The sequence below is a fragment of the Acinetobacter sp. BHS4 genome, from assembly GCF_018454425.1.
GTDB classification, from domain to species: domain Bacteria; phylum Pseudomonadota; class Gammaproteobacteria; order Pseudomonadales; family Moraxellaceae; genus Acinetobacter; species Acinetobacter pittii.
Window position 1 is genome coordinate 2749964 of sequence record NZ_CP075323.1, and the last position, 12822, is coordinate 2762785.

Sequence of the window (12822 nt, forward strand, 5' to 3'; positions counted from 1 at the left end):
AGCATCACTCATGTGATGCTTTTTAGGATTAATGGTCGCTATGTTCATCTGGAGGAACTTCAGTAATTCTCCCCCCGCGAGCTAAAAATGCGGCAACTTCATCTTCCAGCGCTTGGCGCTGTTTTTGCTTAGCAGTCACAGTCAGTGTTTCTGCCTCAGCAATATCAGTATCATTAATACTGCTTGCTTCTTCATCAGCTGCACCGCTTTCAGCTGCCTTCGCTTCATCTTCATCTACAGCAGAATCTTCTGCATCTTCATAATCATTGATATCTGACATTTTTCACTCCCCAGAATGATTTCTATTGCATCATCGCTATGGTCCTAAGACCTCAGAAATTTAGCAATCTCTTTGCATTTAGCAAAGAGCCAAATTGGTCAAATGTGTATCTTTTTCAACCCAATTGGTAATGATATATAAATGATTGTTTAAAAAATATCTACTGATATTTATTTAGACCAGTAGAGCATAAACTTCGTAATTATTTTAACGACTATACTGGGTGTTTTGTAAAGCCCCTAAACCGTTTGCTTGTTGCATAAAACGCTCTTTTAAGAAGGAAATTTGTTCAACTTGCTTGAGTCCCACATTCCGAGCCCAGATAAATGGAAATAGCTCACTACTTTCCAACCAGCCAATTGCTGACATGCTATGCATCATTGCGTCATTTTCGCCTTTACGACGATGCTCATAACGCAACAATGTCTGTTCATTTGCCCATACGCCACGCGCCAAGTCATGTAGTAATGCATCACAGAGTACAGCTGCATCTAAACAACCAATATTTACGCCTTGTCCAGCAAGTGGATGGATAACATGTGCTGCATCCCCAATTAAAGCTAAACCAGCTTTCACATACTGTTTTGCAGCGCGCGCTTTGAGCGGGAATTGGGCTCTTGAACGTACATCTAATACTTCACCCAACATATGTTGGCTTTCTCGGGTTAAAAGCTGCATAAACTCATGATCAGTTAAAGCAGAATATTCATCGGCATAATCATCAGGTAGTGTCCAGACAATTGACTGCCAGTAGCCATTTTCACTTTCTTCAAGACTAGCCATCGGTAAATAGGCTAAAGGCCCTGTAGGTAAGAAAATTTGACGAGCAACATGATTGTGGGGTTTAGATGTTTTAATGGCACAACTAATCGCTGCTTGCTTGTAATCTAAGACATCTAGGTCAATAAAGGCTTGTTCACGTACAAATGAATTGGCACCATCTGCCCCAATCAGCAGTTTTGTTTTAAGTGTCGTGCCATCTGCCAATTCAATATGCCAACACCCAACGCCCTGCTCAATGCGAGTCACGCGAACTTGAGTGCGATAATCTGTTAACTGCTCAAGCATTTTTTGTTGAATAGCAACATTCAATACACTTGGCTCAACCATAGAACCTAAGGACCGTTCTGGCATTGGTCTTTGTACAGACTCATGGCCGAAATTAATTTCACCATAGCCATTCAGATTCCACACTTGCATGCCTGTATATGGCATTTGACGTGCTAGATCATCCCAAACATTGACAGTTTTAAGTAAATGAATGGTCGCTTGGCTCAGTGCTAAAACACGCGGGTTCATCACACTTAGTGTTTTTTCAACATCCAGTATAGGAGCAGCATCAAGCACAGTAGGCTGTACACCACCTTGCGCAAGTAATAAAGCTGTTAAACCACCAACCAGTCCACCACCAACAATGACAACATCTAACACTTCACTCATGCTTTTAGCCCCATTGCATAGTTCGCTACCAGTGGTTTAACACCTGGAATGAAATCAAATGCAATTAATCCCGTATTACGAATTAATTTTAATAATGGATTTTGGTTACTAAAACCACGAACCACGGTGTCACAGAACTTAATCACTCGTTGTTGATCTGACAAACGAGCTTGTTCATAAGCCAGTAAATTATCTGGGTTACCGATATCGTCAGAAGCGGTTAGCTGGTTCACTAAATACCGTACTAAAACATCCGCATCACGTAGACATAGGTTAAAACCTTGTCCTGCAACAGGATGGATTGTATGCGCTGCATTACCCATCAAAATAACACGACCTACAGCTTGTTTATGTGCGAGCACTTGTGAAAGCGGATAACTAAAGCGTTTGCCGGTTTTTTCAAATTTACCAGCTCGGTCACCGTAAGTTTGTTGTAAAGCACTTAAGAAATGCTGATCATTTTCATCGCCTAACCACTCACTTTCAGTGCCTTTTTTAACAGGCCATACAACCGAACGGCGATATTCACCCGGTAAAGGCAACAACGCTAAAGGACCTAATGCACTAAAACGCTCAAAACCAACATGCTCATGCTGTTTTGATGTCTGAACCGTGGTGACAATTGCAACCTGATCATAATCATGAACATCAACACCGACACCAATTGCCTGACGACAAAAAGAATCACGTCCATCAGCCGCAATTAATAATTTTGACTCAAGCTTTAAAACTTCATCACCACGCTTGGCCTCAATATGTACTTGCTCAGCATCTTGAGTTAAAGCAGTCACTTGAACGCCATCAATCAGCTCAATCAAAGGCTGCTGACGTACTTGAGTCAATAAAACACGACCCAACCAAGCATTTTCAATCACCTGCCCAAAGCTTTCGACTTTTTCTTGTTCTGCAATTAATCGTGCCTTACCAAAACTGCCTTGTTCAGTAATGTGAACTTGTAGAATTGGAGTCGCGTGCTGCTGTAATGCATCCCATAACCCCAGCTTCTGATAAATCTGGACGCTACGACGCGATAAAGCCGTATTACGCGCATCGAAACTGGAATGATAAGGGGCAACATTTTGATCATCATAGTTTGGGTATTTCACAGCTTCTAACAGCTTTACTGCAATATTAGCCTTCGCCAGCATGAGTGAAAGGCTAAGTCCAACCATTCCCCCACCTACAATAATCACTTGTTGTTGCATCGAGTTGTGCTCCTTTGGCGAATACGTTTAATTATGATTTAGCTTGCGCCATTAAATGTTCAATATCTGCAATATTTTTAACTACATCAGCAGTTAAAACTCGCGGACCTTTTGATGTTGCGACCACATCATCTTCAATACGAATACCAATACCACGCCATTTTTTATCTACAGTTTCATCGTCTGGTGCAATGTATAGCCCTGGTTCAACGGTAACGACCATACCTTCTTCATATTGACGCCAGTCTTCACCTTTTTTGTAAGACCCGACATCATGTACATCCATTCCTAACCAATGGCCTGTACCATGCATATAAAACTGACGGTATGCTTCGGTTTCGATAAGTTCGTTAATATCACCTTTGAGCAAACCTAACTCAATTAGGCCTTCGCTTAAAATTTTAACGGCTACTTCATGAGGCTCACGGTACGAATTACCAATGCGTACTGCATCAATCGCCGCATATTGAGAAGCCAATACAACTTCATATAATGCTTTTTGTTCAGCACTAAACTTACCATTGACCGGAAAAGTACGGGTAATATCTGAGGCATAGAACTCATATTCACATGCCGCATCAATTAAGACTAAATCACCGTCTTTAAGAGGTTGGTTATTTTCAACATAGTGCAAAATACAGGCATTAGCCCCACCACCAACAATACTGTTATAAGATGGGACACAGCCATTTTGCCCGAAAATATAATTGAGTTCGGCTTCTAGCGCGTATTCCATCATACCTGGACGCACCATTTGCATCGCGCGGGTATGTGCCTTAGCACTAATTTTTGAAGCAACTTGCATCAGCTCAAGTTCTTGTGGTGACTTGATTAAACGCATTTCATCAACAATACGGTCGAGCTGAATCAGTTGAGCCGGAGCACCCTGATGTCGATGCTCAGCATCTGCTTTTTTAATCCACTGACTCACTCGTGCATCAAACGCAGCATTTTGCCCAATCCGATAATAAAGACGTTCTTTATTTAATAACTTTTCAATAATTTCTTCATCAAGCAGATCAATTGCATAGGCTTCATCTGCATCATAGTCTTCGATTGCACCGTCAATTCCGGCACGGTAACCATTCCAGATTTCCATCTCGCGGTTACGTTCACGGCAAAAAAGACTATAGCTATAATCAGTTACATCCTCAAAAGTTTCAATAACTGCAACTGCCTCAGGCTCAGCAAAGCCTGTCAAATAGAAAAAACTACTATCGGCACGGAATTTATAATCCGCATCACGATTACGGTACATCTCCTCACGCGTTGCAATAATTGCAATACTGTTAGGACCCATTTTTTCTGCTAAACGGTCTCTACGATGTTGAAAATCAGCTTGAGGCAATTTCATAATGATCTACTTGATTTAGAATTTTAAAGTCAAAAAATAAAATACAACCAATAACACATCGCCTCAATTAGCTTGGACGATGTGGTGTGAACATTTCTACAATATTCTGATCTGTACCTAGAGCAGCATTTTTACTTTTTGCATGAAAGTTTTTCAATAAAGAACTTTCAGCTACAGTGATTTTTTTTCTACCAATCGACAAGCTTACAGGGATCAAGCGTACAAATTCATACAATTCTTCGTAACTGCTTTCACCTTCCTCATCATTGTCAGAATCTTCAAATTCAACTGCTGCAACATCTTGAAGGTGTTCAATCAATTCACGCTCATCACTACGAACATGACCCGATGCCAAACCAAAACCTAACACAACACCCGCACACCAATCAGATAATGCTTGCACACGCTCTTGAAGTAGATGTTCATCATCTGGAAGCATTGGTAGATAATCTAATTCATCTTCAGATAAAGCATGAACCACATCTTCTGCTTCGTCAGTCAAAAGCGCTAAAGCATCTTGACTTAACTCTGGCACATTAAGGGTTGTTAAAATTTGTGACCATTCTTCACGCGTAGGCGCTTCTGTCACACAAACAATACCTGTTAACAGACCATGTAACTCACTAGGGCTTGAAATTTCTTCAATTCCTTCAAAATGAGCGTTCCAATCTGTCCAGCCTGAAATATCGTCTTGCATTCGTTTATCCAATCTCTATACTTTGTATATATTACCTTTGATTGCAATTCTGTGCGACCTCGTTATGTTAGAACAATTACAGCGGCTACAAGCGCATATTAGCGTTTTAAAAACACGCTTACATCATTTAGAGAGTGAACATGCGGCACTCTCGGAAGCTAAAGAACTGGCTGAAACAGAGCATCACGCACAAGTTGTGCAAAAAAATAGTATTATCACTAAAAAACAAGAGGAAATTGAGTCGGTAACTGAGCAACTTTCTCAGTTAAAAGGCCAATTTCAACAGTTGAATCAAGATGCTAACACACTTGCCGAACGTTATAGCCGATTAGAAAAAAGTACGACTGATTTAAAAAATCGTTTTCAAGAAATTCTTGCAGAACGAAATGAATTACGTGTTGCAAAAGAGAAGTTACAAGCCCACCAGCGTCAAACCCAACAAGAGTTGCATGATTTACAACAAGATCGTGACCGTTTGTTACAAAAAAATGAGCTTGCCAAATCAAAAGTTGAAGCCATTATTCAGCGTTTAGGAATTTTAGGCACTGCTCAAGATCAACACGCTCAAGAAATCCAGCAACTTGCCCATCCTAATGCTGAAACTGGTGAGGAGATCCAATCATGAGTGAACAAGTCATGGTAGAGCTTAGGCTAATTGAGCAGACTTTTAGACTCGCGACTACCTCAGATAAAAAAGATGAACTTGAACGCGCTGCACAACTTCTCAATGAGAAATTTAATGACATGCGCCGTAGTGCCCCACGTGTTGAGCACAACAAACTAGTCATTATGGTCGCTCTACAGTTAACTCAAGAAGTGCTGAGTCTTAATAAATCTTTACAGGAATACACTCACTGTGAACGCCTACTGCAAACGATTTTAGAAGATGTGGAACAGGTTATTTAACAAGCTTTGATTACCACAAAATGCCTTGCTCTATAAATCATAGATGCAAGGCTTTTTTATTTTTGACTACCCATTACGGTTGAATATCGTTTTATCCACGTTCAATGTACAAAGCTTCATCAAACGCAAACTAAGTTTACAGTTCCATAGACTCAAGTGATTGCCAACATAGTCAGATCGGTTATACTTAAGCTATCTCTGGGATGTTCGCCAGCGGGTCTATTCCCCTGCCGATACTTAAACTTATGGATTGCGTTCTGTATATTTAGAGTGTATGCCTACCTTCGAGTAGGAAACCCAGCAAGTATACGTCGCGTCCACCTTGAACTCATCGGGTTCAGGGTAACGACACATGCAGCGGCATCTTCGGAGCATTTATTTTTAATTAAATAATAAAATTCCAAAAATTTATTTCAATTTGCCTTTTAATACAGACCTGTCGGTACGATATTTTTCTCAAGCATTCAATAATGCATAACGTTATTATTTTAGAGATGAATGAGTCTCTGCATTCAAAATTACTTTTCTTTTCTACTCAGGCATTCTTGATACCAAGCTGTTTGAAAATCTTCTATCGCTTTTCTTTTAAAGAAGCTGGTCTTGAATACTTTGGTTGAGTAAGCAGAAGTAATTAAATCTTGATAAAGTTGTTTTGCCTTTGGATCTTCAAGACTATTCGCTATATGCTGCAAGTCTTCAGATGGGACTTTTTGTTGACGCGCTTCCATGACAGTATAAGAAACTTTCTTCACCACATTACAAATTTCGGGTTCATTTACACTTTCATCGGCATAACAGCCAAAAGCTAAAAAACTAAGAAAAAATAATTTAAATTTCATATACCTACCTTATTTTTATAGCTTTAAATTAATTACAGACTTTTATTTTTAACAAAGAAATAGGAAATTGATCCCTATTTCCTTTAAAGGTTTTTATGCTGGATTAATCACATAAAAATAAATAATTAGACCTACTAAAACGGTTGAAGCGATCGTTAAATATGTACCGACCGTATTAAAACTCTGTAAGAATTTCAAGATTTCCATATCGAGAACCCCCAATTAGCAGTTATAAACAAAACAAAATTAAACTTACCACAACTCAATATCGCCAAACAATTCACATTTGTTGCATTTTTTGAGAATTAAAACATCAATGAATTTATTAATTACACCTAATAGCAAAGGCATCTTTGTAGTAATCAGTCGCACTTTTCAAATCCGATAATAATTTCTCTTCGGTATAAGGTTTAGGCGAAATTTTTATTAAGGCAGGCATATATTGGGTCTTATAAACTTCTGGATAGTCATGACATAAGATTTTGACTTTAACTTCTTGAGGTGTATTCGGGTTATCTAGTTGATCTAAAAACTCTCCTATTTTACGATCTGATTCTTCAAATTGAGCTTTATAATCTACTTCCGCCGCTTCAGGTTCGGCTTGTTTCGTACATCCAGCAAGTAGCAGACCAACACTTATTGTAATGGTTAAAACTTTCAACTTCATAGGCTTAACAATTCTGCATTAATCTTTTAAAAATACTTAACCTTATTAAATGTAAAGAAATACTGACAATACGTAAAGAAATAGAATTTTTAATAGTTAAACATATAGATCAGATCAATTTATGACTATTGGTCCAACCAATTTAAGTTATTTTCGAATTACCCTTCTATTTCCATAAAGCTGTCGAAAAATAGGTATAATTTTGCACGACTGATCTTTAATCTTAGTTAGATTTATACATGAATGAACTCAGCTTTATTAGAAAAAACTTAAGATCTAAAAGACGTTCTTTAAGTTCATTTGAGCAAAAACAAGCTCAGCTTAATGTTCTTCATCATTTAAATACCCTGCCTATTTTTCATTCTTCCAAAAAAATTGGTTTATATTTGCATGCCTTTGGAGAAGTTCACACAGAGCTTCTCATAGAATTATGTTTTAAAAAGAATAAACAAGTTTATTTGCCGATGATTTGTTCTATGAACCAGCGTTTAGTCTGGGTAAAAATATCTAAAAACCAATATATAAACCGACGTTTTTCACATCACCCATTGGGAATGAAAGAACCGATGGCCACTAGAGCAAAACATGTTTCATCACTTGATTTATTGATCATGCCACTTCTGGCATGTGATCGATATGGTACGCGTATTGGCATGGGAGGTGGTTATTATGATCGTACCCTGGCAAGTGCAAAACACAAACCTTATCGTTTAGGGTTAGCTCACCCATTTCAATTTATCGAACATACTTTAAAACGTCAGAGCTGGGATCAGCCATTAGATGCTTTGCTCACACCTCAACGTGTTTATTATTTTAAAAGATAATATTTATAGAAAATAAAATTAGTCTTAAGTTTTTAATGCCCCTAAAATCATAAAAGTAACCACCCTAAGGATGGTTACTTCTACGTGACAGACCGATTTACCAACTTATAGTAACACGGCTATTTAATGTTCAATATTAAATAAGTTTTGCATTATTGTTAATTATACAATGCCGACAAATGACATAAGAAAATGGTTGTTTTCCATCCAAACGTCTTTTTTACTATATGAATATTTCATAATTATTAAGCTAAATTACCTATCCTTTCTACAAAATTTTATTCTTCTTAAGAATTAATCCGTTGATTCATAATATTTTAATAAAAAAGTTGACTAAATTAGTCATTTTTTCCACATTTTCTATAGAGAGGCCCTTGTAATTTTTGAAATACACATCACTATAAAAAACATGGCAACATCGTTGTCACTCATTAGGAGTGCCCATGTCTGAACTTATTATGAATGAAAAAACTGACTTAGAGCCTCAGGTTCCAAGTGTATTACCACTTTTAGCGTTACGTGATGTTGTGGTTTACCCACACATGCAAATTGCGTTATTCGTGGGTCGTGAAAAATCGATCAATGCAGTTGATGTGGCTCGTAACAGTGACAATTTAGTATTTGTAGTTGCGCAAAAAGATTCGCTTACAGAAGAAATTGATCACGATAACCTTTATCAGTACGGAACTGTCGCTAAGATTGTTCAAGTCGTAAATCATGAGAATGATGAAAACTGCATTAAAGTACTTATTGAAGGTTTACATCGCTCTAAACTTGAAAAGATTATCGATGAAGATAGCCATTTGACTGCTGAACACAGCTTAAGTCCAATGACAATTAACGTAGATAAAGCTACTCAAGAAACTCGTTTGCAAGAGTTGCGTACTTTATTTGCTCAATATGCTGAAGCAAAATTACGTAATGCACGCGAACTCGTTGCTGCGGCTAATAAAATTGAAGACTTGCTACAACTCATGTTCTTTGTAGCAACACGTGTGCCTCTAAATATTGAAATTAAACAGAAGTTTTTAGAGCACGATGAGTTTGAAGCACATTTGCAAGAGCTTATGAGCTACTTGGTAAATCAATCTGCTGAACAGCAAATTGAACAAACTTTGCATGACAGCGTAAAACGCCAAATGGAAAAAAATCAACGTGAATACTTTCTAAATGAAAAAATGAAAGTCATTCAACGTGAACTTTCTGACATGAATGGCGGTGCTGAAGATGACGTTGCTGAAATAGAGAAACGTCTTGCTGAAGCTGATTTACCTGAACACGTACGTAAAAAAGCTGAAGCTGAGTTCCGTAAGCTTAAAGCAATGCAACCAGCGTCTAGTGAAGCAGCTGTTGTACGTAACTATCTAGAAGTAATTTTAGATACGCCGTGGAATAAAGCGAGCAAAGTGAGTATCAACCTTGCGAAAGCACAGGAAATTCTCGATACAGATCACTACGGCTTAGATGACGTAAAAGACCGTATTGTTGAATACCTAGCTGTTCAGTCGCGTGTTAAAAAGCTCAAAGGTCCGATTCTATGTTTAGTAGGCCCTCCTGGTGTAGGTAAAACTTCACTTGGTGAGTCTGTCGCGAAAGCAACAGGTCGTGAATTTGTTCGTATGGCACTTGGTGGTGTACGTGACGAAGCTGAAATTCGTGGTCACCGTCGTACTTATATTGGTGCGATGCCAGGTAAAATTGTGCAATCTTTAACAAAAGTTGGCGTGAAGAATCCATTGTTCTTACTCGACGAAATTGACAAGATGGCGCAAGACTACCGTGGCGATCCTGCTTCTGCTTTGCTTGAAGTATTAGATCCATCACAAAACAGCAAGTTCAACGATCACTATTTAGATCTTGATCTTGACCTATCTGAAGTGATGTTCATCTGTACTGCAAACAGTATGAATATTCCAGAAGCCTTGCTTGACCGTATGGAAGTTATTCGTCTACCGGGTTATACCGAAGATGAAAAAGTTAACATTGCTGAACGTTACCTTGTTCCAAAAGCAATTAAGAACAATGGTCTACGTCCAAAAGAGTTAACAATTCATGAAGAAGCGATCCGTGACATTGTTCAACGCTACACACGTGAAGCTGGTGTACGTAGTTTAGAACGTGAAGTGTCTAAAATTGCGCGTAAAGTGGTAAAAGAAGCAGTAAGTAAAAAGTCTAAAAACTTACAACTTGATGTGACTTCTGCCAATCTTCCAGAATACTTAGGTCCACATAAGTTTGACTTTGGTATCGCAGAAGATGAAGCACAAGTAGGACGTGTAAATGGTCTAGCTTGGACATCTGTAGGTGGTGAGTTACTTACTATTGAAGTTGCAGCTGTTAAAGGTAAAGGTAAATTCATTACAACCGGTTCACTGGGTGACGTAATGAAAGAATCTATTACTACAGCAATGACTTTAGTGCGTACACGTGCCGATGAATTAGGTATTGAAGCTTCTCGTTTTGAAGAAACTGATGTACACGTTCACTTACCCGAAGGTGCAACACCAAAAGATGGTCCATCTGCTGGTTTAGCATTAACAACTGCGCTTGTATCAGCATTTACAGGTATTGCAATTCGTCCTGATATTGCAATGACTGGTGAAACAAGCTTAGGTGGTCGTGCAATGCGTATTGGTGGCTTAAAAGAAAAACTTCTTGCAGCACACCGCGGTGGAATCAAGCTTGTCTTTATTCCTCAAGATAACGTTCGTGACTTAGCAGAAATTCCTGCGAATGTTAAAGAAGGTTTGGAAATCAAAGCTGTGAAAAGTATTGATGACATCTTACCTTTAGCATTAGTTTCGATGCCAAAGCCTTTACCTAAAACACCGATTGTAAAACCGGTGGAAGGCTCAAAAGCAGCACGTCACTAATTAAAAATAAAAAAAGAGAGCTTCGGCTCTCTTTTTTTTGTTACACAATTTGATTGAAAAATATCCAACCATCCTCATAATAGGTAATAAGAGTATTTAATTACTTTAAATATTCTTCGTTATCTCTTCTTTTATAGATAACCTTGTTTTTATTCTCTATGATCATCTGAACTCCAGACAGATGATCATTTGATCGCAGTCCAACACTGTTTTTTGGACTGCGTTTTTTATGCCAGCTTTTTAGATCGTCAGATACTTTCATTCATCAGGTATAATGCGCCAGCTGTATTTGAATGAATAGATAACATGAAAATTCGTATTCTGACCATTGGTCAAAAAATGCCTGCTTGGGTTCTTACTGGTTTTGAAGATTATTTCAAACGCATCCAACCTTTTGTTCAAACCCAAGTTATTGAACTACCTATGGCCAAACGTAGTAAGAATGATTCAGAAGCGGATATTTTAAAATATTGCCAAATTGAAGGCGAAAGCATTTTAAATGCTTTAAAACCGAATGAAACGTTAATTGCTCTAGAAGTTGGTGGTCGGGAACTGAGTACAGAGAAATTAGCTGACACAATGAAACAATGGATGCTTGAGGGTAATGATGTAGCACTTGCGATTGGCGGTCCAGATGGTTTGTCAGATCAAGTACGTAAAGCAGCTGCTTGGCATTGGTCACTCTCAAAACTTACCATGCCCCATCCTTTAGTACGTGTTTTATTAATCGAGCAGCTATATCGGGCGATGAGTATTAATCACAATCATCCCTATCACCGTGCATAAAAGGAACAAACGTTTCATTTTAAGAACAATCCGTTGAAATCTGGATACTTTTATCATGTCCTGATTTTGGCATAATACCTATTATTCTGCTTTTCAACTCAGGTGTAATGAAATGGATCTACAAACGCTTCCCGGACTGTTTATTTCCCATGGCTCGCCCATGCTTGCACTTGACCCGGAACAAGTTGGACCTGCTCTACACCGTTTAGGCACCAATCTTCCTATACCTAAGGCAATCATTGTGATGTCTGCGCACTGGGAAAGTAAAGCACTTGAAGTGAGCATTTCGACTCGTCCTGAAACATGGCATGACTTCCGCGGCTTTCCTAAAGAGTTATATGAAATTCGCTACAGTGCGCCTGGTGAACCAGCATTAGCAGAAGAAATCTTAAAATTATTGGCCGATGCTCACTTTGTTGCACATGCCAATAGTACACGTCCTCGTGATCATGGTGTATGGATGCCTTTATTGCATATGTATCCAGATGCAGACATTCCTGTGGTCGAAATTTCATTGCCATCAAATTTAAGTGCACAAGAAATTTATCGTATAGGGCAAACACTCGCCCCTTTACGTGACAAACAAATTTTACTCATTGGTTCGGGAAGTATTACACATAATCTTGCAGAGTTATCTTGGCAAGGAGACAACTCTAAAGTTCCTGAATGGGCCTCGACTTTTAGAAATACTGTCGTTAATAAGCTTTCCCATCAAGATTATGATGGAGTTTTAGACTGGCAATCACTGCCGTTTGTGAAACGTAACCACCCTACGCTTGAACATTTTACACCTTTATTTTTTGCTATGGGTACAGGCAATCGCTTTACGATTGTTCATAGTAGCTTCACAATGGGTTCATTAGGAATGGACATCTATCGTTTTGATTAATTATTAAGAAATACCCCGTTTTGCGGGGTATACCATTATTTTTGTTGAAAATTAGAATAATT

The 12822-nt window shown here is 38.5% G+C and carries 14 protein-coding genes and 1 other RNA gene; 7 read left to right on the forward strand and 8 right to left on the reverse strand.

From position 1 onward, the window contains the following. Positions 1 to 28: 28 nt before the first annotated feature. The 5 genes from KIP84_RS13240 to KIP84_RS13260 form a co-directional block, all read right to left on the reverse strand. Positions 29 to 280 carry a hypothetical protein gene (locus KIP84_RS13240; RefSeq protein WP_002117665.1) on the reverse strand — a complete coding sequence of 84 codons (252 nt, stop codon included), beginning with the start codon at positions 278 to 280 and terminating at the stop codon, positions 29 to 31. Between the two features lie 207 nt (positions 281 to 487). Continuing rightward, on the reverse strand, positions 488 to 1720 hold the full coding sequence (locus KIP84_RS13245) for an FAD-dependent monooxygenase (protein WP_213688704.1): 1233 nt from the start codon (positions 1718 to 1720) through the stop codon (positions 488 to 490). Beyond that, a complete protein-coding gene (gene ubiH / locus KIP84_RS13250; RefSeq protein ID WP_213688705.1) occupies positions 1717 to 2925 on the reverse strand; it encodes a 2-octaprenyl-6-methoxyphenyl hydroxylase in 1209 nt (402 codons plus the stop codon). The genes KIP84_RS13245 and ubiH overlap by 4 nt, the downstream gene beginning before the upstream one ends. A 31-nt stretch (positions 2926 to 2956) precedes the next feature. Next, complete coding sequence (pepP, locus tag KIP84_RS13255; protein ID WP_213688706.1) at positions 2957 to 4279, reverse strand: Xaa-Pro aminopeptidase; 1323 nt, start codon at positions 4277 to 4279, stop codon at positions 2957 to 2959. A 67-nt stretch (positions 4280 to 4346) separates the two neighbouring features. After that, positions 4347 to 4976, reverse strand: coding sequence for a UPF0149 family protein (locus KIP84_RS13260; RefSeq protein ID WP_104075170.1), 630 nt, complete (start codon positions 4974 to 4976; stop codon positions 4347 to 4349). A 64-nt stretch (positions 4977 to 5040) separates the two neighbouring features. Here KIP84_RS13260 and KIP84_RS13265 point away from each other — a divergent pair, with 64 nt between their 5' ends. From KIP84_RS13265 to ssrS, 3 genes are all read left to right on the forward strand, one after another. Continuing rightward, positions 5041 to 5601 (forward strand): hypothetical protein, encoded by a 561-nt coding sequence (locus KIP84_RS13265; RefSeq protein ID WP_002117619.1) that lies wholly within the window; start codon positions 5041 to 5043, stop codon positions 5599 to 5601. Beyond that, a complete protein-coding gene (locus KIP84_RS13270; protein ID WP_005070547.1) occupies positions 5598 to 5882 on the forward strand; it encodes a cell division protein ZapA in 285 nt (94 codons plus the stop codon). Before KIP84_RS13265 ends, KIP84_RS13270 begins: the two co-directional genes overlap by 4 nt. 192 nt (positions 5883 to 6074) lie before the next feature. Further along, positions 6075 to 6259, forward strand: a non-coding RNA gene (gene ssrS, locus KIP84_RS13275) — 6S RNA. A 141-nt stretch (positions 6260 to 6400) separates the two neighbouring features. Here the strand turns inward: ssrS and KIP84_RS13280 are convergent. From KIP84_RS13280 to KIP84_RS13290, 3 genes are all read right to left on the reverse strand, one after another. Then, entirely contained in the window at positions 6401 to 6721 is a 321-nt protein-coding gene (locus tag KIP84_RS13280) for a hypothetical protein (protein WP_104075169.1), read from the reverse strand. 93 nt (positions 6722 to 6814) lie between these two features. Beyond that, entirely contained in the window at positions 6815 to 6928 is a 114-nt protein-coding gene (locus tag KIP84_RS13285) for a hypothetical protein (protein WP_002117788.1), read from the reverse strand. Between the two features lie 118 nt (positions 6929 to 7046). Then, positions 7047 to 7388: a hypothetical protein gene (locus KIP84_RS13290; RefSeq protein WP_213688707.1), complete on the reverse strand. Its 342-nt coding sequence runs from the start codon at positions 7386 to 7388 to the stop codon at positions 7047 to 7049. A gap of 239 nt (positions 7389 to 7627) precedes the next feature. Between KIP84_RS13290 and KIP84_RS13295 the strand changes: the two genes are divergently transcribed. From KIP84_RS13295 to KIP84_RS13310, 4 genes are all read left to right on the forward strand, one after another. After that, entirely contained in the window at positions 7628 to 8212 is a 585-nt protein-coding gene (locus tag KIP84_RS13295) for a 5-formyltetrahydrofolate cyclo-ligase (protein ID WP_205668716.1), read from the forward strand. Positions 8213 to 8655: 443 nt separating this feature from the next. Continuing rightward, on the forward strand, positions 8656 to 11085 hold the full coding sequence (lon, locus tag KIP84_RS13300; protein WP_002117591.1) for an endopeptidase La: 2430 nt from the start codon (positions 8656 to 8658) through the stop codon (positions 11083 to 11085). A gap of 306 nt (positions 11086 to 11391) precedes the next feature. Then, a complete protein-coding gene (gene rlmH, locus KIP84_RS13305) occupies positions 11392 to 11871 on the forward strand; it encodes a 23S rRNA (pseudouridine(1915)-N(3))-methyltransferase RlmH (RefSeq protein WP_002117775.1) in 480 nt (159 codons plus the stop codon). A 112-nt stretch (positions 11872 to 11983) separates the two neighbouring features. Beyond that, positions 11984 to 12760 carry a class III extradiol ring-cleavage dioxygenase gene (locus KIP84_RS13310; protein WP_213688708.1) on the forward strand — a complete coding sequence of 259 codons (777 nt, stop codon included), beginning with the start codon at positions 11984 to 11986 and terminating at the stop codon, positions 12758 to 12760. Positions 12761 to 12822: the final 62 nt, after the last annotated feature.

Excerpts from the sequence above, each read along its gene's own strand:
- pepP (WP_213688706.1), bottom strand. The coding sequence starts at position 4,279 with ATGAAATTGCCTCAAGCTGATTTTCAACATCGTAGAGACCGTTTAGCA.
- lon (WP_002117591.1), top strand. The coding sequence starts at position 8,656 with ATGTCTGAACTTATTATGAATGAAAAAACTGACTTAGAGCCTCAGGTT.
- KIP84_RS13310 (WP_213688708.1), top strand. The coding sequence starts at position 11,984 with ATGGATCTACAAACGCTTCCCGGACTGTTTATTTCCCATGGCTCGCCC.
- ubiH (WP_213688705.1), bottom strand. The coding sequence starts at position 2,925 with ATGCAACAACAAGTGATTATTGTAGGTGGGGGAATGGTTGGACTTAGC.
- KIP84_RS13260 (WP_104075170.1), bottom strand. The coding sequence starts at position 4,976 with ATGCAAGACGATATTTCAGGCTGGACAGATTGGAACGCTCATTTTGAA.
- KIP84_RS13295 (WP_205668716.1), top strand. The coding sequence starts at position 7,628 with ATGAATGAACTCAGCTTTATTAGAAAAAACTTAAGATCTAAAAGACGT.
- KIP84_RS13290 (WP_213688707.1), bottom strand. The coding sequence starts at position 7,388 with ATGAAGTTGAAAGTTTTAACCATTACAATAAGTGTTGGTCTGCTACTT.
- KIP84_RS13285 (WP_002117788.1), bottom strand. The coding sequence starts at position 6,928 with ATGGAAATCTTGAAATTCTTACAGAGTTTTAATACGGTCGGTACATAT.
- KIP84_RS13240 (WP_002117665.1), bottom strand. The coding sequence starts at position 280 with ATGTCAGATATCAATGATTATGAAGATGCAGAAGATTCTGCTGTAGAT.
- KIP84_RS13265 (WP_002117619.1), top strand. The coding sequence starts at position 5,041 with ATGTTAGAACAATTACAGCGGCTACAAGCGCATATTAGCGTTTTAAAA.
- rlmH (WP_002117775.1), top strand. The coding sequence starts at position 11,392 with ATGAAAATTCGTATTCTGACCATTGGTCAAAAAATGCCTGCTTGGGTT.
- KIP84_RS13245 (WP_213688704.1), bottom strand. The coding sequence starts at position 1,720 with ATGAGTGAAGTGTTAGATGTTGTCATTGTTGGTGGTGGACTGGTTGGT.
- KIP84_RS13270 (WP_005070547.1), top strand. The coding sequence starts at position 5,598 with ATGAGTGAACAAGTCATGGTAGAGCTTAGGCTAATTGAGCAGACTTTT.
- KIP84_RS13280 (WP_104075169.1), bottom strand. The coding sequence starts at position 6,721 with ATGAAATTTAAATTATTTTTTCTTAGTTTTTTAGCTTTTGGCTGTTAT.